This window comes from Escherichia marmotae (assembly GCF_002900365.1).
In the GTDB taxonomy this organism is placed as follows: Bacteria; Pseudomonadota; Gammaproteobacteria; order Enterobacterales; family Enterobacteriaceae; genus Escherichia; species Escherichia marmotae.
Window position 1 is genome coordinate 4,186,832 of the sequence record NZ_CP025979.1, and the last position, 21,801, is coordinate 4,208,632.

A 21,801-nucleotide genomic window follows, 5' to 3' on the forward strand; every position below is an offset into this window, starting at 1 on the left:
AGCACTTATTCGGAGTTTGTTATGCCACATTCACTGTTCAGTACTGATACCGATCTCAGCGCCGAAAATCTGCTGCGCTTGCCCGCAGAATTTGGCTGCCCGGTGTGGGTCTACGATGCACAAATTATTCGTCGGCAGATTGCGGCGTTGAAACAGTTTGATGTGGTGCGCTTCGCACAGAAAGCTTGTTCCAATATTCATATTTTGCGCTTAATGCGTGAGCAGGGCGTGAAAGTAGATTCCGTCTCGTTGGGTGAAATCGAGCGTGCGCTGGCGGCGGGATACAATCCGCAAACGCATCCCGATGACATCGTCTTTACCGCGGATGTTATCGATCAGGCAACGCTTGAGCGCGTCAGTGAATTGCAAATTCCGGTGAATGCTGGCTCTGTCGATATGCTCGACCAACTGGGGAAGGTTTCGCCAGGGCATCGGGTATGGCTGCGCGTTAACCCGGGGTTTGGTCACGGTCATAGCCAAAAAACCAATACCGGTGGCGAAAACAGTAAGCACGGCATCTGGTATGCCGATCTTCCCGCCGCACTGGAAGTGATACAACGTCATCATCTGCAACTGGTCGGCATTCACATGCACATTGGTTCCGGTGTTGATTACGCGCATCTGGAGCAGGTGTGTGGGGCGATGGTGCGTCAGGTCATCGAATTTGGTCAGGATTTACAGGCTATTTCTGCAGGTGGTGGGCTTTCTGTTCCTTATCAGCAGGGAGAGGAGTCGGTTGATACTGAACATTATTATGGTCTGTGGAATGCCGCGCGTGAGCAGATCGCTTGCCATTTGGGGCATCACGTGAAACTGGAAATTGAACCGGGTCGCTTCCTGGTGGCGCAGTCTGGCGTGTTGATTACTCAGGTGCGGAGCGTCAAACAAATGGGCAGTCGCCGCTTTGTGCTGGTTGATGCCGGATTTAACGACCTGATGCGTCCGGCAATGTACGGCAGTTACCACCATATTAGCGCCCTGGCGGCTGATGGTCGTTCTCTTGAACAGGCACCAACGGTGGAAACCGTTGTCGCCGGGCCGTTATGTGAATCGGGCGATGTTTTTACCCAGCAGGAGGGGGGAAATGTCGAAACCCGCGCTTTGCCGGAAGTGAAGGCGGGTGATTATCTGGTGCTGCATGATACGGGGGCATATGGCGCGTCAATGTCATCAAACTACAATAGCCGCCCACTGTTGCCAGAAGTTCTGTTTGATAATGGTCAGGCGCGGTTGATTCGCCGCCGCCAGACCATTGAAGAATTACTGGCGTTAGAGTTGCTTTAATCACCGCTAGTCGCTGGCGGTGTTATGCGTTGCCTCCAGCGACGGCGTTGAAACTGAATGGCGGCGTACCAGCGTAGGACTAAAGACATTGGTGATTTCGGGGAGGGGGCGATTATCCGCCAGCGCTAATGCCAGTTCGGCAGCCTGGGTTGCCATCGTCACAATGGGGTAACGTACGGTGGTCAGCCGTGGGCGCACATAGCGTGATACCAGCACATCATCAAAACCAATCAACGAAATCTCGCCCGGTACATCGATCCCATTGTCATTGAGTACGCCCATCGCGCCCGCCGCCATTGAGTCGTTATAACAGGCCACCGCGGTGAAATTCCGGCCTCTTCCCAGCAGTTCAGTCATTGCCTGTTCGCCGCCACTTTCATCCGGTTCACCAAAAGTTACTAACCGGTCATTAACTGGAATACCGCTTTCAGTAAGGGCATCGTAATACCCCTGGAGGCGATCTTCGGCGTCAGAAATAGAGTGGTTAGAGCAAAGGTAACCAATACGGGTATGGCCTTGCTGAATTAAATGACGTGTCGCCAGCCAGGCACCGTAACGATCGTCCAGAGCGATACAACGGTTCTCAAAACCAGGGAGTATCCGGTTGATCAGCACCATGCCTGGCATTTGTTTCATCAATGCGGCTAAATCGGCATCCGGGATCATTTTGGCATGGACAACCAGTGCGGCGCAGCGATGACGGATCAACTGCTCAATGGCCTGACGCTCTTTTTGCTCGTTGTGGTAACCATTACCAATCAATAAGAAATTACCGGTGTGATAAGCCACCTGTTCGACCGCTTTCACCATTGCGCCGAAAAAGGGATCGGAAACATCGCCAACGATCAGGCCAACGGTTTCAGTTGTCTGTTGTGCCAGCGCCCGGGCGTTGGCGTTTGGGTGATAGCTAAGAGATTCCATCGCGCTATGCACAGCCAGACGAGAAGCTTCACTGGCTTTTGGAGAGTTATTAATGACGCGGGAAACTGTGGCGACTGAAACGCCTGCCAGTCGGGCTACATCCTTTATGGTCGCCATGAAAATACCTTTGTGGGTAAACGCTTACATTCTGTCAGTGTTACGGAAAACGCCCGTTGGTTCAAGGGGTGTGGTGTTTTCTGCGCGGGGAATGTGAGCGAAACGCGAATAAGTAAGACAAAAAAAGAGATTACAAACCTTTGGTTACACTTTGCGAAACGCTGTTGCGATTGACCGCTGGTGGCGTTTGGCTTCAGGTTGCTAAAGTGGTGATCCCAGAGGTATTGATAGGTGAAGTCAACTTCGGGTTGAGCACATGAATTACACCAGCCTGCGCAGATGCGCAGGTTTTTTTTCGCCTGACATCAATCTGTAACAGTAACCGATAATTTACACACCTCGTTGCATTTCCCTTCATTCCTTTGCGTTTTCTCGCTGGCGAACATGCTTTGCGCAGACCACAATCAAGATCCCAGAGGTATTGATTGGTGAGATTATTCGGTACGCTCTTCGTACCCTGTCTCTTGCACCAACCTGCGCGGATGCGCAGGTTTTTTTTCATACCTATTTTACTGTCGCTCGAGTTCTCCTTCTGGTGTAATCTCGCACCATTCATTATTACTGAAGAATGAGCAAAGGGAGTTGGAATGCTTTTTAGCTTTTTTCGTAATTTGTGCCGTGTTCTGTACCGCGTTCGCGTGACAGGCGATACCCAGGCACTGAAGGGCGAGCGCGTTCTTATCACGCCCAATCACGTCTCATTTATTGATGGCATATTGCTGGCGCTGTTTTTACCCGTTCGCCCTGTTTTTGCCGTTTATACTTCCATTAGCCAGCAGTGGTATATGCGTTGGCTGAAATCATTTATCGACTTCGTTCCCCTCGATCCGACGCAACCCATGGCGATTAAACATCTGGTGCGTCTGGTGGAACAGGGCCGCCCGGTGGTGATTTTCCCTGAAGGGCGAATCACGACAACCGGTTCGTTGATGAAAATCTACGATGGTGCGGGGTTTGTCGCGGCGAAGTCAGGCGCGACGGTTGTTCCGCTGCGTATTGAAGGGGCGGAGCTTACGCACTTCAGCCGCCTGAAAGGGCTGGTTAAACGCCGCTTGTTCCCGACAATTCATCTGCATATTTTGCCGCCAACACAAGTGCAGATGCCAGATGCGCCGCGCGCGCGTGATCGTCGCAAAATTGCAGGCGAAATGCTGCATCAAATTATGATGGAAGCGCGTATGGCCGTGCGTCCACGTGAAACGCTGTATGAATCGCTGCTGAGCGCGATGTACCGTTTCGGGGCCGGAAAAAAGTGTGTTGAAGACGTCAACTTCACCCCGGATACCTATCGCAAATTACTCACTAAAACACTGTTTGTTGGGCGTATACTCGAAAAATACACTGCTGAAGGGGAAAGAATCGGCTTAATGCTGCCTAACGCAGGTATTAGCGCAGCAGTAATTTTCGGTGCTATCGCCCGTCGCCGTATCCCGGCAATGATGAACTACACCGCCGGGGTAAAAGGGCTGACCAGCGCCATTACCGCGGCTGAAATCAAAACCATTTTCACTTCCCGTCAGTTTCTCGATAAAGGCAAACTCTGGCATTTGCCGGAACAGCTTACCCAGGTACGCTGGGTCTATCTGGAAGATTTAAAAGCGGATGTCACTACCGCCGACAAAGTGTGGATCTTCGCGCATTTGCTGATGCCGCGCCTGGCACAGGTAAAACAGCAGCCGGAAGAAGAGGCGCTGATCCTGTTCACCTCCGGTTCAGAAGGCCATCCGAAAGGCGTGGTTCATAGCCATAAAAGCATTCTGGCGAATGTCGAGCAGATTAAAACTATTGCCGACTTCACCACCAATGATCGCTTTATGTCGGCATTGCCACTGTTCCACTCTTTTGGTCTGACTGTTGGCCTGTTTACGCCACTGCTGACTGGGGCGGAAGTGTTCCTTTATCCAAGCCCGTTGCACTATCGAATTGTGCCGGAACTGGTGTACGACCGCAGTTGCACCGTGCTTTTCGGCACCTCGACCTTCCTCGGTCACTACGCGCGCTTTGCCAACCCGTATGATTTCTATCGTCTACGCTATGTGGTGGCAGGCGCAGAAAAACTGCAAGAAAGCACCAAACAGCTTTGGCAGGATAAATTTGGCCTGCGCATTCTTGAAGGTTACGGCGTGACGGAATGTGCTCCGGTGGTGTCCATCAACGTACCGATGGCGGCGAAACCCGGTACGGTAGGGCGTATTTTGCCAGGTATGGATGCGCGACTGCTGGCGGTTCCGGGTATCGAAGACGGCGGTCGCCTGCAACTGAAGGGGCCGAACATTATGAACGGCTACCTGCGAGTGGAGAAGCCGGGCGTGCTGGAAGTACCTGCGGCCGAGAATATCCACGGCGAGATGGAGCGCGGCTGGTATGACACTGGCGATATTGTGCGTTTCGACGAGCAGGGATTTGTGCAGATTCAGGGGCGAGCGAAACGCTTTGCCAAAATTGCCGGGGAGATGGTGTCGCTGGAAATGGTTGAGCAACTGGCTATTGGTGTTTCACCAGACAAGATGCATGCCACCGCCATTAAGAGTGATGCCAGCAAAGGCGAGGCGTTGGTGCTCTTTACCACAGACAATGAATTGACTCGCGATAAGCTGCAACAATATGCCCGGGAGCACGGTGTGCCGGAACTTGCCGTACCGCGCGACATTCGCTATCTGAAGCAGATGCCATTACTGGGCAGCGGCAAACCTGACTTTGTCACGTTGAAAAGCTGGGTAGACGAAGCGGAAAAACACGATGAGTGAGTCAGTGCAAACTAACACTTCGCTATGGTCGAAAGGGATGAAAGCGGTTATCGTCGCGCAGTTTCTCTCTGCGTTTGGCGATAACGCGCTGCTGTTTGCCACTCTGGCGTTACTGAAAGCGCAGTTCTATCCGGAGTGGAGCCAGCCCATCCTGCAAATGGTGTTTGTAGGTGCTTACATTCTTTTTGCACCGTTTGTCGGTCAGGTTGCCGATAGTTTTGCCAAAGGTCGGGTGATGATGTTTGCCAACGGTCTTAAGCTGCTGGGTGCTGCCAGTATCTGCTTTGGCCTCAACCCCTTTCTCGGTTATACGCTGGTGGGCGTTGGTGCGGCAGCCTATTCACCAGCAAAATACGGCATTCTTGGTGAATTAACCACCGGCAGCAAGTTAGTGAAAGCTAACGGTTTAATGGAAGCTTCCACCATTGCGGCAATTTTGCTCGGTTCCGTAGCTGGTGGTGTGCTGGCTGACTGGCATGTTCTTGCTGCTCTGGCTGCTTGTGCTCTGGCTTATGCTGGCGCGGTCGCGGCAAATCTGTACATTCCGAAGCTGGCGGCGGCGCGTCCGGGACAGTCGTGGAATCTCATCAACATGACCCGTAGTTTCCTACTGGCCTGCACTTCACTGTGGTGCAATGGCGAAACGCGATTTTCGCTGGTAGGCACTAGTTTGTTCTGGGGAGCCGGCGTCACGCTGCGTTTCCTTTTAGTGCTGTGGGTGCCGGTGGCGCTGGGTATTACTGATAACGCCACACCAACCTACCTCAACGCGATGGTGGCGATCGGTATCGTGGTTGGCGCAGGCGCGGCAGCGAAGCTGGTCACGCTGGAAACCGTTTCACGCTGTATGCCTGCTGGAATTTTGATTGGCGTGGTGGTGCTGATTTTCTCCCTGCAACACGATCTGCTGCCTGCCTATGCCTTGCTGATGTTGATTGGCATGTTGGGTGGTTTTTTTGTTGTACCGCTCAATGCGTTATTACAGGAGCGAGGCAAAAAAAGCGTCGGGGCGGGGAATGCCATTGCGGTACAGAACCTGGGCGAAAACAGTGCTATGTTGCTGATGCTGGGGATTTATTCACTGGCGGTAATGGTGGGAATTCCGGTTGTGCCCATTGGCATTGGTTTTGGTGCGCTGTTTGCGCTGGCAATAACGGCGCTGTGGATCTGGCAACGCCGTCATTAATCTTTTGCCAGATGACACATTCAGCCATCTGGTGAAGGTCACATTCCCGAAGGGGGCATACCTTTCGGATACTTCACGCTGTAAGAGAATGGCAGACTCACGTTCTCTTTGCCCGACAGTTTCAGCGTCCAGGTCAGTTCACCCGTTTTCGCATCAAACTGCGCCTGCCCGTACTGCATTTTTTCTACCGTAATATCACTATTAGTACTAACTGGGATCTGGTCGAGCAGAGTGATATCCACCGCTTCGCCGTAGCTGTTCTTCACATTAAGGGTGTAACTGAAGTTACGTATTGCGCTGTCGTTAAAGATAGATAACGCATTCTCTTTTTTGAGAGCGGCTTTACGCTGAATAATCAACTTAGGATCGCGGTTAAGCTGAATATCCAGCGACTTGCCATCTTCCGGCGGCTGCAAATAACCCACGCCGGTTCGGTTGTTGCCAAAGAAGATCTGACTTTCGCCGGGGATTAAATTTAACTGTTCCCACTCTTTAATTTGCACCTGGAGCCAGGCGTCATTACTGATCTTTGGAATAGCAAAGAATCGATATTTACCGTTGACCGACTCTTCCTTAATGACCACCGTGCGCGCGGTATTATCGCTGTCGATTTGCCACGGCAGCGAAAGTGCATAGCGAACATTTTGCGCGGTGAAACTTTCTGGTTGCGGTGAAACGGGCGCTGCCGATGCCGCATACATGCGCCTGGTTTGTCGCTCCCTTGATCTTTGCATCCCTGCTTCCAGGGCTTTCTGCAATTCTGATGCATCCTGGTCAGACGAATTTTCCGAACGCTGTTTCATCGCAGGTGATGTTGAAAGCGAGCCGCTCATCATACCCCCATACTCCGGTACATCCACATACTGTGTTTCCAGTTGCGGCAAGGTGAGATGAGTATCAGGTTCATTGGTCGAGAGCACGAGATTAACGTTTTTCCATGCAAGCCCGGTGTACTGGCGAATATTAGCCTTATAAACCAGACGAAACGGTTGGTTGATGGCACTCGCGTGAACATCATAGAGCGGCGTCCATGCGGCATTTGGCGTCATATAGCGCACCACTGCCTTCGCCGTGACGGCTTGGGGGGCATAGACCTTAGCGATAATAACCAGCGGATCATCGGCAGCCTCTGAATCACCGTTATTCATACTCTCGCGTTGCTCCAGCTTTTCAATTTCAAGCTGGTTATCAGCAAGTTTCTGCGTCAACTCATTGTCGGCTCGTAATAACTCACCATTTTTCTCTTTCACCATTTGCAGATACTTGCCAACTTCGGCGGCACTTTTATTGGTTAATGTGCTATTTGCCTCTAATACCTTAATTTGAGCCGCAATATTGTTTTTCTCGGCGGTTAGTTTTGCCTGTTCCACCTTTGCTGCTTTTAACTGTTGCTGAATCTCTGACGGCAACGCATTCGGTTGTGTTTCCTGTAGCTCGATACGTGAGGAAAGCACCGTCACTCCGTTATCGATAGAGATGGCGATGCTGTCGTCAGTTACCGAATTGGCAATATGGGTGAAGATGATTTCGCTTTCACCTGCCGGTAAGTTGAGTGTCTCTTCACCTTGCAGGCTGGCACCATGCAGATAAACAGTGACGTCTTTAAGTGTTAGCCCCCAAGCGGAGGACATACACCCGGTAAGTAACATGGCGAGGGGAAGAGGTTTGAAAATCAACATGGTTATCCTTAACAATGGGCACAGACATTGAAACGCGCTCTGGCGTTGACCAAAAGAGTCTATTGCGCTTTGTCAGGAAAGATGCGGCGAAAAGTAGTGAATATATTCTGAAAAGTGGAGAAAAGAGACGCCTGGCGCATAACACCAGGCGAAAGGATCACGGTGCCGGATAAGTATAAACCTGATGTACCGCTTCAATTTCAGCCAATACGTCTTCGCTTAACTCCAGATGCAAACTTTCGACGTTGGTTTTTAACTGTTCCATCGTCGTTGCGCCCAGCAGAGTGCTGGCAACAAACGGTTGACGGCGTACAAAGGCCAGCGCCATCTGCGCAGGATCGAGACCATGACGTCTGGCGATATCAACATACGCCGCGACGGCTTTTTGCGTCTGCTCGCTGCTGTAGCGGGTGAAGCGACTAAAGAGTGTATTGCGTGCGCCAGCCGGTTTTGCACCATTGAGATATTTCCCGGTCAGCGTGCCGAAACCCAGACACGAATAGGCCAGTAACTCGACGCCTTCATACTGACTGACTTCCGCCAGACCCACTTCAAAGCTGCGGTTTAACAGACTATAGGGGTTCTGAATAGTGACGATGCGCGGCAGATCGTGTTTGTCTGCCAGATGCAGATAACGCATTACGCCAAATGCGGTTTCATTCGACACGCCGATATAACGAATTTTTCCCGCGCGTTGGTACTCCGCCAGTGCATCCAGCGTGTCGAGCAGAGAAATCGCAGGGGCAGAATCCGTCCAGCTATAACCGAGCTTGCCGAAGCAGTTAGTCGGGCGCTGTGGCCAGTGCACCTGATAAAGATCGAGATAATCCGTCTGCAAACGTTTGAGGCTGTCATGCAGGGCTTCGCGGATATTTTTTCTGTCCAGCGCCTGATCCGGGCGAATGCCCTTGTCATTATTGCGCGACGGACCGCTCACTTTGGAGGCGATAATTAACTTTTCGCGGTTGCCATGTTTTGCCAACCAGTTACCGACATAGGTTTCGGTTAAACCCTGAGTTTCGGGGCGCGGCGGTACGGGGTACATTTCGGCAACGTCAATAAGATTAATGCCCTGAGCGACGGCATAGTCGAGTTGTGCGTGGGCGTCGGCTTCGCTGTTCTGTTCACCAAACGTCATCGTGCCAAGCCCCAGCGTGCTGACTTCCAGCGAGCTGTGGGGTATACGGTGATATTGCATAGCCGTTTCCTTTTTATAATCACGACATAAGGAATATAAAAATGGCAGAGGGAAGGGAAAAGGGAAAGCGAAAAATCTTAAGGCCAGCCGGATGCTGACCTTATTTTTTAACGTTCAATAATTTGCGAGACATCATCACGGTTAATTTGCATAGCGTTACCTTGCTGATCGTGATAACTCACAAGCCCGGTATCATCGTCAATTTCCGGTTTTCCATCCGTCAGGATCATTCGACCATCTTTAGTTGCCATCACATAATCACTGCTACAACCGGAAACAGCAAATGCCAGTCCGACTGCAGAGATTAATACTGCCCATTTTTTCATCCGGTTATCCTCATTAAGCCCATCAATGATAATAGTCTGTTTATAATCTGACGTTATACATCTTGAAAGCAGGAAAGTCTTAAACTGTGAGGATAAAGGGAAGGCATTCGCTCTCCCGCAGAAGAGCGAACGGAACATCAGAGTGGATTCTTTTTATTGCGAATCAGGTTGAGGCTTTCTACTGCAATGGAGAAGAACATTGCGAAGTAGATGTAACCTTTCGGTACGTGGATATCGAAACTTTCCAGAATCAGGGTAAAGCCCACCAGAATCAGGAAAGAGAGCGCCAACATTTTCACTGATGGATGGCGTTCAACAAAATCACCAATTGAACGTGCGGCGAACATCATCACGCCTACGGCAATCACTACGGCCGCCATCATAATAAACAGATGATCCGACAGACCCACGGCGGTAATGACCGAGTCGAGGCTGAAAATAATATCCAGCAGCATAATCTGCACGATAGCACCGAGGAATGAAGAAACGCGTGTTTTCAGCCCTTCTTCTTCGCCTTCGATAGACTCGTGGATCTCCTTACTGGCTTTCCAGATAAGGAACAGACCGCCCAGCAGCAGAATCAAATCACGAGCGGAAATTTCCTGACTGAAGATTGTAAAAAGCGGATTCGTCAGGCGAGTAACCCAGGCAATCGATGCCAGCAGCGCCAGACGCATAACCATGGCTCCAGCCAGCCCCAGACGCCGCGCATGACCACGCTGTGCGGTGGGCAACTTTGCGACCACCAGAGAAAGGAAAATAATATTATCGATCCCAAGAACGATCTCCAGCAGCGTCAGCGTACCGAGCGCAAGCCAGGCGTTAGGATCGGTTATCCATGCAAATAACATCTAAAAAGCCCTGCCAAAAAAAATGAAGCGGTAATTATATGCCCGGAATGCGGCAGGTCAAAGCGATGGCTACTGGATCAAAAAATGACGTGCCAGTAGCGCACTGGTGAAATTCTTCTTCAAATAAAAACCGCGTGGCAGCGTCAGAATCCGTTCGCCCCGGGTGCCAATGGCTTCGGTCAGAGCTTTCGCATTCGCTGCTTTCGGCCGTATTTGTAAATATTCCCCATGACGAGCGGTGATTCGCTCAACCTGACCGAGGACAATCATATCCATCAATTCTTCCCAGTCCTCGCGCAACTGCTGGTCTTCCTCTTCATTCGGGCTCCACAACAACGGTGACCCTACGCGACGTAGCGCCAGCGGGATGCTGCGCTCGCCTTCAACCGGTATCCACAGCACCCGTTTGAGTTTGTGGCGCACGTGGCTGGTTTCCCAGGTCACGCCGCTATTGCCGGTTAACGGTGCAACACAAACAAATGTCGTTTCCAGCGGACGTCCCAGACTATCCACAGGAATCGTTTTGAGTTCCACGCCTAAAGCAGCAAAATCTTGTTCAGGTTTACTGCCAGCGCTGGCTCCGAGCCAGATCTCCAGTAACACACCGATCCAACCCTTATCGCGTTTTAAATTCTCCGGTGTAACCAACCCGGCAAGCGCCGCCAGTTCACCTAGTGTGTAACCAGAAAGTTGCTGTGCTTGCGCCAGTAACTGCGCTTCAGTTTCGGGGGGAGAGAGCAATGGGCGAGGTTGGGACATGGCTTAACACCTTGGTTAAAAAACAAGCAGCTATTCTGTGCCGAATACTCAGAGTGTAACTTTTTCCACATGCGTTGTTCAATTCTATGATTTATCTTGTTTTTTAATCTACAGGCTACTGTGTTGCGCAACGTCCAGGTGGGTTTTCCAATTCTGGTCACTGAAAATAAACAGGATCTTACACCATGTTATCCACAGAAAGCTGGGATAACTGTGAAAAACCCTCACTACTGTTTCCATTTACAGCCTTGACGTGCGACGAAACTCTAATTTTTAGTGGTACGGTGCTTAACTTAGTGGCACATTCTGTGGATAAATACGACGTTGGTTGATCTTTCGCCAACGCGTAAATGAGTGGTGTGATCATGGTCACAAATATCTCTGTTTCATCACTCTTTATGTATATAATATACTGATTAATAAAAAATATTTTAAAGCGCGTTTATCCGGCTGATTCAGAGTGTTCTGGGTTTTCCCGTGGTAATTCCGTACTTCTTCACAACTCTATCCACAGAAAAGGTGAATAAAAACGGTTATCCGCCCCTTCCTCTGTTTATAACTCTGCACTTAACTGTGAGTTATTCAATTGTTATTAGTGTGTAATGCCCTGCAGAGAGTGGTTTACCGTCTTCCTGGAGTATGAAACAATCATTCGTATATAAAGCTTTATTTTGAGGTAGTCCGGTGATTGATGACGATGGCTACCGCCCAAACGTAGGTATCGTGATTTGTAATCGTCAGGGGCAAGTAATGTGGGCCCGGCGATTTGGTCAGCACTCCTGGCAGTTTCCGCAAGGCGGAATTAATCCCGGAGAATCCGCAGAACAGGCGATGTACCGTGAATTGTTTGAAGAAGTAGGATTAAGCCGTAAAGACGTTCGAATCCTTGCTTCAACACGTAACTGGTTGCGCTACAAATTACCGAAACGTTTGGTGCGTTGGGACACGAAGCCGGTTTGTATCGGCCAAAAACAAAAATGGTTTCTCTTGCAGTTGGTGAGCGGCGATGCGGAAATCAATATGCAAACCAGCAGTACACCAGAGTTTGACGGCTGGCGATGGGTAAGTTACTGGTATCCGGTCAGACAGGTGGTGTCATTTAAACGTGATGTCTACCGTAGGGTAATGAAAGAGTTCGCGAGTGTTGTGATGGCGCTTCAGGAAAATACGCCTAAACCACAAAACGCATCAGCTTATCGACGTAAAAGAGGTTAAGTCACGCCAATTATGCTCACTCGCCTGCGCGAAATAGTCGAAAAGGTAGCCAGCGCACCACGCCTGAACGAGGCGTTAAATATTCTGGTTACCGACATCTGTCTTGCGATGGATACTGAGGTCTGTTCGGTCTACCTGGCCGATCACGACCGACGTTGTTACTACCTGATGGCGACTCGGGGATTAAAAAAACCACGTGGTCGCACTGTAACGCTTGCGTTTGATGAAGGGATCGTCGGTCTGGTTGGCAGGCTGGCGGAACCGATAAACCTTGCGGATGCGCAAAAACACCCCAGCTTCAAATATATCCCCTCCGTAAAAGAAGAGCGTTTCCGTGCGTTTTTAGGCGTGCCGATTATTCAACGTCGCCAGTTGCTTGGTGTACTGGTGGTGCAGCAACGCGAACTGCGGCAGTACAACGAAAGCGAAGAATCCTTCCTGGTGACGCTCGCCACCCAGATGGCCGCCATTCTATCCCAGTCGCAGTTGACTGCGTTGTTCGGGCAATATCGCCAGACGAGAATCCGCGCATTACCGGCCGCGCCCGGTGTAGCGATTGCCGAAGGTTGGCAGGATGCAACGTTACCCTTAATGGAACAGGTGTATCAGGCATCAACGCTGGATCCGGCGCTGGAACGTGAGCGACTGACCGGGGCGCTGGAAGAGGCGGCCAATGAGTTTCGCCGTTACAGCAAACGCTTTGCCGCCGGGGCGCAAAAAGAAACGGCGGCTATTTTCGATCTTTACTCACACTTGCTTTCCGATACGCGTCTGCGTCGCGAACTGTTTGCTGAAGTGGATAAAGGTTCGGTCGCAGAGTGGGCGGTGAAAACGGTCATTGAAAAATTTGCCGAACAGTTCGCCACACTAAGCGATAGCTATCTCAAAGAACGAGCGGGCGATCTACGCGCGCTGGGTCAGCGATTACTGTTTCATCTTGATGATGCCAATCAGGGGGCGAACGCCTGGCCGGAACGTTTCATTCTGGTGGCAGATGAACTGTCAGCGACTACCCTTGCGGAACTGCCTCAGGATCGCTTAGTCGGCGTTGTCGTGCGCGATGGTGCTGCCAACTCCCACGCCGCAATCATGGTGCGTGCACTGGGGATCCCCACCGTGATGGGCGCGGACATTCAGCCTTCGGTGCTGCATCGTCGGACGTTGATCGTTGACGGTTATCGTGGGGAATTGCTGGTCGACCCGGAGCCGGTGCTGCTACATGAATATCAGCGGCTGATTAGCGAAGAGATTGAGCTTAGCCGTCTGGCAGAAGATGATGTCAATTTACCCGCGCAGCTAAAAAGCGGCGAGCGCATAAAAATTATGCTCAATGCGGGGTTAAGTCCGGAACATGAAGAAAAATTAGGCAGCCGCATTGATGGCATCGGACTCTATCGCACTGAAATTCCCTTTATGCTGCAAAGCGGCTTCCCGTCGGAAGAAGAACAGGTGGCGCAGTATCAGGGCATGTTGCAAATGTTTAATGATAAGCCCGTCACGCTGCGCACGCTGGATGTCGGTGCTGATAAGCAACTGCCTTACATGCCTATCAGCGAAGAGAATCCATGTCTTGGTTGGCGTGGGATCCGCATTACGCTCGATCAGCCGGAGATCTTTTTGATTCAGGTACGGGCGATGTTGCGTGCTAACGCCGCCACGGGCAACCTGAACATCCTGTTGCCGATGGTCACAAGTCTCGATGAAGTTGACGAAGCACGCCGCCTGATCGAGCGTGCCGGACGTGAAGTCGAAGAAATGATTGGTTACGCAATTCCTAAACCGCGTATCGGTATCATGCTGGAAGTGCCATCGATGGTATTTATGTTGCCGCATCTGGCAAACCGGGTCGATTTTATCTCGGTAGGTACCAATGATCTGACCCAGTACATTCTGGCTGTCGATCGCAACAACACGCGGGTGGCAAACATTTATGACAGTCTTCATCCTGCAATGCTTCGAGCCCTGGCGATGATCGCCCGGGAAGCGGAAGCGCAGGGGATCGACTTACGTTTGTGCGGTGAAATGGCGGGCGATCCCATGTGTGTGGCGATCCTCATTGGGCTTGGGTATCGCCATCTATCTATGAACGGACGCTCTGTCGCGCGCGTAAAATACTTGCTGCGGCGCATTGATTTTGCCGAAGCAGAAAATCTTGCTCAGCGCAGTCTGGAAGCGCAACTGGCGACTGAAGTTCGTCATCAGGTTGCGGCATTTATGGAGCGTCGCGGCATGGGTGGGCTGATTCGCGGAGGATTATAGCGCGGTTCCTATACATATCTTTTAACGGTATCCGGCAACCAGCTAGGTCCCCTTGTGCTATTATTCGCACCTTTGGAGCGCCTGAAACCTGCGGCGCGCATTTCAATCGCTGTTCTCTTTCAGCGAAATAACAAGAACTTGTGGTGACAGATGACCAGTAGCTATCTGCATTTTCCGGAATTTGATCCGGTCATTTTCTCAATAGGACCCGTTGCGCTTCACTGGTACGGCCTGATGTATCTGGTGGGGTTCATTTTTGCAATGTGGCTGGCGGGGCGTCGGGCGAATCGTCCGGGCAGTGGCTGGACCAAAAATGAAGTTGAAAACTTACTCTATGCGGGCTTCCTCGGTGTCTTCCTGGGCGGACGTATTGGTTATGTTCTGTTCTACAACTTCCCGCAGTTTATGGCCGATCCGCTGTATCTGTTCCGCGTCTGGGACGGCGGCATGTCCTTCCACGGCGGCCTGATTGGCGTTATCGTGGTGATGATTATCTTCGCCCGCCGTACCAAACGCTCCTTCTTCCAGGTCTCTGATTTTATTGCACCGCTCATTCCGTTTGGTCTTGGTGCCGGGCGTCTGGGCAACTTTATTAACGGTGAACTGTGGGGCCGCGTTGACCCGAACTTCCCGTTTGCCATGCTGTTCCCTGGCTCCCGTACCGAAGACATTCTGCTGCTGCAAAACAACCCACAGTGGCAATCCATTTTCGACACTTACGGTGTGCTGCCGCGCCACCCGTCACAGTTGTACGAACTGCTGCTGGAAGGTGTGGTGCTGTTTATCATCCTTAACCTCTACATTCGTAAACCGCGCCCAATGGGGGCCGTCTCTGGCTTGTTTCTGATTGGCTATGGCGCGTTTCGCATCATTGTTGAGTTTTTCCGCCAGCCCGACGCGCAGTTTACCGGTGCCTGGGTGCAGTACATCAGCATGGGGCAAATTCTTTCCATCCCGATGATTGTCGCGGGTGTGATCATGATGGTCTGGGCATATCGTCGCAGCCCACAGCAACACGTTTCCTGAGGAACCATGAAACAGTATTTAGAACTGATGCAAAAAGTGCTCGACGAAGGCACACAGAAAAACGACCGTACCGGAACCGGAACGCTTTCCATTTTTGGTCATCAGATGCGTTTTAACCTGCAGGATGGATTCCCACTGGTGACAACCAAGCGTTGCCACCTGCGTTCCATCATCCATGAGCTGCTATGGTTCCTGCAGGGCGATACCAACATTGCTTATCTGCATGAAAACAATGTCACTATCTGGGACGAATGGGCCGATGAAAATGGCGATCTCGGCCCGGTGTATGGCAAACAGTGGCGCGCATGGCCAACGCCAGATGGTCGTCATATTGATCAAATCACCACGGTATTGAATCAATTGAAAAACGACCCGGACTCCCGCCGCATTATTGTTTCGGCGTGGAACGTGGGCGAACTGGATAAAATGGCGCTGGCTCCGTGCCATGCGTTCTTCCAGTTTTATGTGGCAGACGGCAAGCTTTCTTGCCAGCTTTATCAACGCTCCTGTGACGTCTTCCTCGGCCTGCCGTTTAACATCGCCAGCTACGCACTACTGGTGCATATGATGGCGCAGCAGTGCGATCTGGAAGTGGGTGATTTTGTCTGGACCGGTGGCGACACGCACCTGTACAGCAACCATATGGATCAAACCCATCTACAATTAAGCCGCGAGCCGCGTCCGCTGCCGAAGCTGATTATCAAACGTAAACCAGAATCCATCTTCGACTACCGTTTCGAAGATTTTGAGATTGAAGGCTACGATCCGCATCCGGGCATTAAGGCTCCGGTTGCTATCTGATTTACGAAACATCCTGCCAGAGCCGACGCCAGTGTGCGTCGGTTTTTTTTACCCTCTGTTAAATTCTTCGAGACGCCTTCCCGAAATTTTGCAACGCCCTGCAACAACGTAAATAGTGCGGAAGACGCGCCGAGAAAATAGAAACAGGGCCTCGCCTTTTTTTCTCCTCGTCGCATACTGCCGACATGAAAACACAACGTGGTTATACGCTGATTGAAACACTGGTTGCGATGCTGATTTTAGTCATGTTAAGCGCAACTGGACTCTATGGCTGGTAATACTGGCAGCAGTCGCAACGGCTATGGCAAACCGCCAGCCAGGCGCGGGATTATTTGCTCTATTTACGTGAGGATGCCAACTGGCATAACCGCGACCACAGTATCAGCGTCATCAGGGAGGGAACGTCATGGTGTCTTGTAAGTGCCGCCGCAGGGACGAATACCTGTCATGGCCATTCACCGTTGGTCTTTGTGCCACGCTGGCCCGAAGTCGAAATGAGTGACCTGACCCCTTCGCTTACGTTCTTTGGCCTGCGCAATACCGCATGGGCTGGGCATATTCACTTCAAAAACTCAGCGGGCGAGTGGTGGCTGGTGATTTCACCGTGGGGAAGACTCCGGCTTTGTCAGCAAGGAGAAACACAAGGATGTCTGTAAAAGAACAAGGATTTTCGCTGCTGGAAGTGCTGATTGCTATGGCTATCAGTAGCGTATTGCTGCTGGGGGCTGCGCGGTTTCTGCCAGCATTACAGCGGGAAAGCTTGATTACAACGCGCAAGCTGGCACTGGAAGATGAGATCTGGCTGCGGGTCTACACCGTTGCGAAGCATCTTCAAAGGGCTGGTTATTGTCATGGTAACTGCACTGGTGAAGGGCTGGAAATTGTCGGGCAGGGTGACTGCATTATTGTGCAGTGGGACGCGAACAGTAACGGTATCTGGGATCGTGAGCCGGTAAAGGAGTCCGACCAGATTGGATTTCGTTTGAAAGAGCATGTGCTGGAAACGTTACGTGGTGCCGCATCCTGTGAAGGTAAAGGCTGGGATAAAGTCACCAACCCGGACGCCGTCATTATCGACACTTTTCAGGTCCTGCGTCAGGATGTCAGCGGATTCTCGCCGGTATTAACGGTTAGTATGCGCGGTGCCAGTAAGGCTGAACCACAAACCGTGGTGGATGCCAGCTATAGCGTAACAGGATTCAACCTGTGAACCGTGAACGGGGCGTTTCATCGCTGGCACTGGTCCTGATGTTGCTGGTATTGGGCAGCTTGCTGCTACAAGGAATGAGCCAACAGGAGCGCAGTTTTGCTTCTCGGGTGACTATGGAAAGCCAGTCATTGCGTCGTCAGGCAATTGTACAGTCGGCGCTGGAATGGGGAAAAATGCACACCTGGCAGACGCAACCCGTAGTTCAGTGCTCACAGTTCGCTGCAACCGGTGCCCGAGTTTGTCTGCGTTTACTGGCTGATAGTGAAATCTTGCTGATTGCCAGTTATGAAGGCGTTTCATTATGGCGAACAGGCGAAGTGAACGATGGAAATATTGCTTTTTCGCCACACGGCTGGAGTGATTTTTGTCCGCAGAAAGAGGTGGCGTTATGTCAGCTTCCCTGAAGAATCAACAAGGCTTTAGTCTACCGGAAGTGATGCTGGCGATGGTGCTGATGGTGATGATTGTCACTGCGTTATCCGGTTTCCAGCGAACATTAATGAACAGTCTTACCAGCAGAGGCCAGTACCAACAGCTCTGGCGGCATGGCTGGCAGCAAACGCAACTGCGCGCGATTTCGCCACCTGCCAACTGGCAGGTCAACCGAATGCAGACATCGCAGGCGGGATGTGTCAGCATCAGCGTTACGTTAGTTTCACCCGGGGGCAGAGAAGGCGAGATGACCCGCCTGCATTGCCCGAATCGTCAGTAGTCAGGAGCCGCTATGTTAAGGGTCTACCATTCCAATCGTCTGGACGTGCTGGAAGCGTTGATGGAGTTTATCGTCGAACGCGAGCGGCTGGACGATCCTTTCGAGCCAGAGATGATTCTGGTGCAAAGTACCGGTATGGCACAGTGGCTGCAAATGACCCTGTCGCAGAAGTTCGGTATTGCGGCAAACATTGATTTCCCGCTCCCTGCGAGTTTTATCTGGGATATGTTCGTCCGCGTATTGCCGGAGATCCCCAAAGAGAGTGCCTTTAACAAGCAGAGCATGAGCTGGAAACTGATGACTCTGCTGCCGCAACTGTTGGATTGCGAAGATTTTACCCTGTTGCGCCATTACCTGACTGACGATAGTGACAAGCGGAAACTGTTTCAGCTTTCCTCAAAAGCGGCGGACCTGTTTGACCAGTATCTGGTCTATCGCCCGGACTGGCTGGCTCAGTGGGAAGCGGGACATCTGGTTGAAGGGCTGGGAGAAGCGCAGGCCTGGCAAGCTCCATTGTGGAAGGCGCTGGTAGAATATACTGACGAGCTGGGGCAACCTCGTTGGCACCGTGCCAATCTCTATCAACGCTTTATCGAAACGCTGGAGTCTGCAACGACCTGCCCGCCAGGGCTACCTTCGCGCGTATTTATCTGCGGTATTTCCGCATTACCGCCAGTTTATCTACAGGCGTTACAGGCGCTGGGTAAACATATTGAAATCCATCTTCTGTTTACCAACCCTTGCCGTTATTACTGGGGCGATATTAAAGATCCTGCGTATCTGGCGAAACTGCTAACCCGCCAGCGTCGGCACAGCTTTGAAGATCGCGAATTGCCGCTATTTCGCGATAGCGAAAATGCCGGGCAGTTGTTTAACAGCGACGGCGAACAGGATATTGGCAACCCTCTGCTGGCCTCATGGGGCAAGCTGGGGCGAGACTACATCTATCTGCTTGCTGATCTCCAGAGCAGTCAGGAACTGGATGCCTTTGTCGATGTTACTCCAGACAGCCTGCTGCATAACATTCAGTCCGACATTCTGGAACTGGAAAACCGCGCCGTCGCAGGCGTGAACCTTGAAGAGTTTTCCCGCAGCGATAACAAACGGCAGCTCGATCCGCAGGATAACAGCGTCACCTTCCATGTTTGCCATAGCCCGCAGCGCGAAGTTGAAGTCTTGCACGATCGATTGCTGGCGATGCTGGAAGAAGATCCGACACTCACTCCGCGCGATATCATCGTGATGGTGGCTGACATCGATAGCTACAGTCCGTTTATTCAGGCGGTGTTTGGTAGTGCTCCGGCGGATCGTTATCTGCCTTACGCCATTTCCGACCGTCGGGCGCGACAGTCGCATCCGGTACTGGAAGCATTTATCAGACTGTTATCGTTGCCTGACAGCCGCTTTGTATCGGAGGACGTTTTGGCGCTGCTGGACGTACCGGTGCTGGCGGCGCGGTTTGATATCACCGAAGAAGGGCTGCGTTATTTACGCCAGTGGGTCAATGAATCCGGCATTCGCTGGGGGATTGATGACGACAACGTTCGCGAGCTGGAACTTCCCGCCACCGGGCAACACACCTGGCAATTTGGCCTGACGCGTATGTTGCTGGGCTACGCGATGGAGAGTGCTCAGGGAGAATGGCAATCTGTTCTTCCTTATGATGAGTCGAGCGGCTTAATTGCAGAGCTGGTGGGGCATCTGGCGTCACTGCTGATGCAGCTCAACATCTGGCGTCGCGGGTTGGCACAGGAGCGACCGCTGGAAGAGTGGTTGCCGGTATGCCGCGACATGCTCAATGCTTTCTTCCTGCCGGATGCGGAAACCGAAGCGGCGATGACGCTTATTGAACAACAGTGGCTGGCTATCATCGCAGAAGGGCTGGGAGCGCAGTATGGCGACGTGGTGCCGCTGTCACTGTTACGTGATGAACTGGCACAACGTCTGGATCAAGAACGTATCAGCCAGCGTTTTCTTGCCGGTCCGGTCAATATTTGTACCCTGATGCCAATGCGCTCCATCCCGTTCAAAGTAGTTTGCCTGCTGGGAATGAACGATGGTGTTTACCCGCGCCAGCTCGCGCCGCTGGGTTTTGATTTAATGAGCCAGAAACCAAAGCGTGGCGACCGCAGTCGTCGCGATGACGACCGCTATCTGTTCCTGGAGGCGTTAATTTCCGCGCAGCAAAAACTCTATATCAGCTATATTGGGCGCTCCATTCAGGATAACAGCGAACGTTTCCCGTCGGTTTTGGTGCAGGAACTGATCGACTACATCGGGCAAAGCCATTATCTGCCGGGCGATGAAGCGCTTAACTGCGATGAAAGTGAGGCGAGGGTGAAAGCGCATCTTACTTGCCTCCATACCCGGATGCCGTTTGATCCGCAAAACTACCAACCCGGTGAGCGACAAAGCTATGCGCGCGAGTGGCTACCGGCAGCCAGCCAGGCAGGCAAGGCGCACTCTGAATTTGTTCAGCCACTGCCGTTTACCTTGCCGGAAACTGTGCCGCTGGAGACGCTACAACGATTCTGGTCACATCCGGTGCGAGCATTTTTCCAGATGCGCTTGCAGGTGAACTTCCGCACCGAAGACAGCGAAATCCCCGACACCGAGCCATTTATTCTGGAGGGACTTAGCCGTTATCAGATCAACCAGCAGCTATTAAATGCATTGGTCGAGCAGGATGATGCCGAACGTTTGTTCCGCCGGTTCCGGGCGGCAGGTGATTTGCCGTATGGCGCATTTGGTGAAATTTTCTGGGAAACGCAGTGCCAGGAGATGCAGCAACTTGCCGACAGAGTCATTGCCTGTCGGCAACCGGGGCAGAGTTTAGAAATCGATCTCACCTGCAATGGCGTGCAAATTACGGGCTGGTTGCCGCAGGTCCAGCCGGATGGTCTGTTGCGCTGGCGTCCCTCTTTGCTCAGTGTGGCACAGGGAATGCAACTTTGGCTGGAACACCTTGTCTACTGTGCCAGCGGTGGTAACGGTGAGAGTCGCCTTTTCCTGCGTAAAGACGGTGAGTGGCGTTTTCCGCCGCTTGCAGCCGAACAGGCTTTACATTACCTCTCACAACTGATTGAAGGGTATCGTGAAGGAATGTCCGCGCCGTTACTGGTGTTACCTGAAAGTGGCGGCGCGTGGCTAAAAACCTGTTATGACGCTGAACACGATGTCATGCTGGATGACGAGTCCACTGTGCAAAAAGCCCGTACGAAATTCCTTCAGGCTTACGAAGGCAACATGATGGTGCGTGGAGAAGGTGACGATATCTGGTATCAGAGGCTCTGGCGGCAATTAACGCCAGAGACAATGGAAGCCATCGTTGAGCAGTCGCAACGTTTCCTGTTACCGCTGTTTCGTTTTAATCAGTCATGAGTGTTGTATAAAAATTGCGCAATCCATTTGCTTACTTTATGATGCGCACCAGTCACGGACTGATGGTTATATAGACATAGGCTGACTTGTTCAGCGCGAGATTAAATTCTGCCGGATGATTTACGTTAA

The 21,801-nt window shown here is 51.8% G+C and carries 18 protein-coding genes and 1 pseudogene; 13 read left to right on the top strand and 6 right to left on the bottom strand.

All coding sequences use genetic code 11. The features are described from left to right. Positions 1 to 21: 21 nt before the first annotated feature. Positions 22 to 1,284, top strand: coding sequence for a diaminopimelate decarboxylase (gene lysA / locus C1192_RS21375; RefSeq protein WP_001516997.1), 1,263 nt, complete (start codon positions 22 to 24; stop codon positions 1,282 to 1,284). Positions 1,285 to 1,290: 6 nt separating this feature from the next. On the opposite strand, the gene galR is transcribed toward lysA, so the two are convergent. After that, entirely contained in the window at positions 1,291 to 2,322 is a 1,032-nt protein-coding gene (gene galR / locus C1192_RS21380; protein ID WP_016249151.1) for an HTH-type transcriptional regulator GalR, read from the bottom strand. A 587-nt stretch (positions 2,323 to 2,909) separates the two neighbouring features. On the opposite strand from galR, the gene aas reads away from it, so the two are divergent. Both aas and lplT read left to right on the top strand, forming a co-directional pair. Further along, a complete protein-coding gene (gene aas, locus C1192_RS21390) occupies positions 2,910 to 5,069 on the top strand; it encodes a bifunctional acyl-ACP--phospholipid O-acyltransferase/long-chain-fatty-acid--ACP ligase (RefSeq protein WP_001516995.1) in 2,160 nt (719 codons plus the stop codon). Next, entirely contained in the window at positions 5,062 to 6,255 is a 1,194-nt protein-coding gene (gene lplT, locus C1192_RS21395) for a lysophospholipid transporter LplT (protein WP_000004668.1), read from the top strand. The genes aas and lplT overlap by 8 nt, the downstream gene beginning before the upstream one ends. A gap of 38 nt (positions 6,256 to 6,293) precedes the next feature. Here lplT and C1192_RS21400 read toward each other — a convergent pair whose 3' ends face one another. From C1192_RS21400 to mutH, 5 genes are all read right to left on the bottom strand, one after another. After that, positions 6,294 to 7,934: a DUF4139 domain-containing protein gene (locus C1192_RS21400; protein ID WP_038355699.1), complete on the bottom strand. Its 1,641-nt coding sequence runs from the start codon at positions 7,932 to 7,934 to the stop codon at positions 6,294 to 6,296. Positions 7,935 to 8,091: 157 nt separating this feature from the next. Next, positions 8,092 to 9,132, bottom strand: a complete 1,041-nt coding sequence (locus C1192_RS21405) for an NADP(H)-dependent aldo-keto reductase (RefSeq protein WP_001199280.1) — start codon at positions 9,130 to 9,132, stop codon at positions 8,092 to 8,094. Between the two features lie 107 nt (positions 9,133 to 9,239). Further along, positions 9,240 to 9,458, bottom strand: coding sequence for a lipoprotein YgdR (gene ygdR / locus C1192_RS21410; protein WP_000758660.1), 219 nt, complete (start codon positions 9,456 to 9,458; stop codon positions 9,240 to 9,242). Positions 9,459 to 9,595: 137 nt separating this feature from the next. Further along, positions 9,596 to 10,309, bottom strand: coding sequence for a TerC family protein (locus C1192_RS21415; protein ID WP_000895631.1), 714 nt, complete (start codon positions 10,307 to 10,309; stop codon positions 9,596 to 9,598). 69 nt (positions 10,310 to 10,378) lie between these two features. Beyond that, entirely contained in the window at positions 10,379 to 11,068 is a 690-nt protein-coding gene (mutH, locus tag C1192_RS21420) for a DNA mismatch repair endonuclease MutH (protein ID WP_000082178.1), read from the bottom strand. 185 nt (positions 11,069 to 11,253) lie between these two features. On the opposite strand from mutH, the gene C1192_RS25950 reads away from it, so the two are divergent. The 10 genes and pseudogenes from C1192_RS25950 (at position 11,254) to recC (ending at position 21,672) form a co-directional block, all read left to right on the top strand. Further along, positions 11,254 to 11,400 (top strand): hypothetical protein, encoded by a 147-nt coding sequence (locus C1192_RS25950; protein ID WP_001516990.1) that lies wholly within the window; start codon positions 11,254 to 11,256, stop codon positions 11,398 to 11,400. Between the two features lie 352 nt (positions 11,401 to 11,752). After that, positions 11,753 to 12,283 (top strand): RNA pyrophosphohydrolase, encoded by a 531-nt coding sequence (gene rppH / locus C1192_RS21425; protein WP_000564487.1) that lies wholly within the window; start codon positions 11,753 to 11,755, stop codon positions 12,281 to 12,283. 12 nt (positions 12,284 to 12,295) lie between these two features. Continuing rightward, entirely contained in the window at positions 12,296 to 14,542 is a 2,247-nt protein-coding gene (ptsP, locus tag C1192_RS21430) for a phosphoenolpyruvate--protein phosphotransferase (protein ID WP_038355698.1), read from the top strand. A 150-nt stretch (positions 14,543 to 14,692) separates the two neighbouring features. After that, complete coding sequence (gene lgt, locus C1192_RS21435; protein ID WP_000204650.1) at positions 14,693 to 15,568, top strand: prolipoprotein diacylglyceryl transferase; 876 nt, start codon at positions 14,693 to 14,695, stop codon at positions 15,566 to 15,568. Positions 15,569 to 15,574: 6 nt separating this feature from the next. After that, positions 15,575 to 16,369 (top strand): thymidylate synthase, encoded by a 795-nt coding sequence (thyA, locus tag C1192_RS21440; RefSeq protein ID WP_000816232.1) that lies wholly within the window; start codon positions 15,575 to 15,577, stop codon positions 16,367 to 16,369. 185 nt (positions 16,370 to 16,554) lie between these two features. Further along, positions 16,555 to 17,025, top strand: a pseudogene (locus C1192_RS21445) (prepilin peptidase-dependent protein). Further along, positions 17,016 to 17,579: a prepilin peptidase-dependent protein gene (locus C1192_RS21450; protein ID WP_000111600.1), complete on the top strand. Its 564-nt coding sequence runs from the start codon at positions 17,016 to 17,018 to the stop codon at positions 17,577 to 17,579. Before C1192_RS21445 ends, C1192_RS21450 begins: the two are co-directional and overlap by 10 nt. Further along, entirely contained in the window at positions 17,576 to 17,983 is a 408-nt protein-coding gene (locus C1192_RS21455) for a DUF2509 family protein (protein WP_016249147.1), read from the top strand. The genes C1192_RS21450 and C1192_RS21455 overlap by 4 nt, the downstream gene beginning before the upstream one ends. Next, positions 17,968 to 18,291: a prepilin-type N-terminal cleavage/methylation domain-containing protein gene (locus C1192_RS21460; RefSeq protein ID WP_001276464.1), complete on the top strand. Its 324-nt coding sequence runs from the start codon at positions 17,968 to 17,970 to the stop codon at positions 18,289 to 18,291. Before C1192_RS21455 ends, C1192_RS21460 begins: the two co-directional genes overlap by 16 nt. Positions 18,292 to 18,303: 12 nt before the next feature. Beyond that, positions 18,304 to 21,672, top strand: a complete 3,369-nt coding sequence (gene recC / locus C1192_RS21465; RefSeq protein WP_038355697.1) for an exodeoxyribonuclease V subunit gamma — start codon at positions 18,304 to 18,306, stop codon at positions 21,670 to 21,672. Positions 21,673 to 21,801 lie beyond the last annotated feature (129 nt).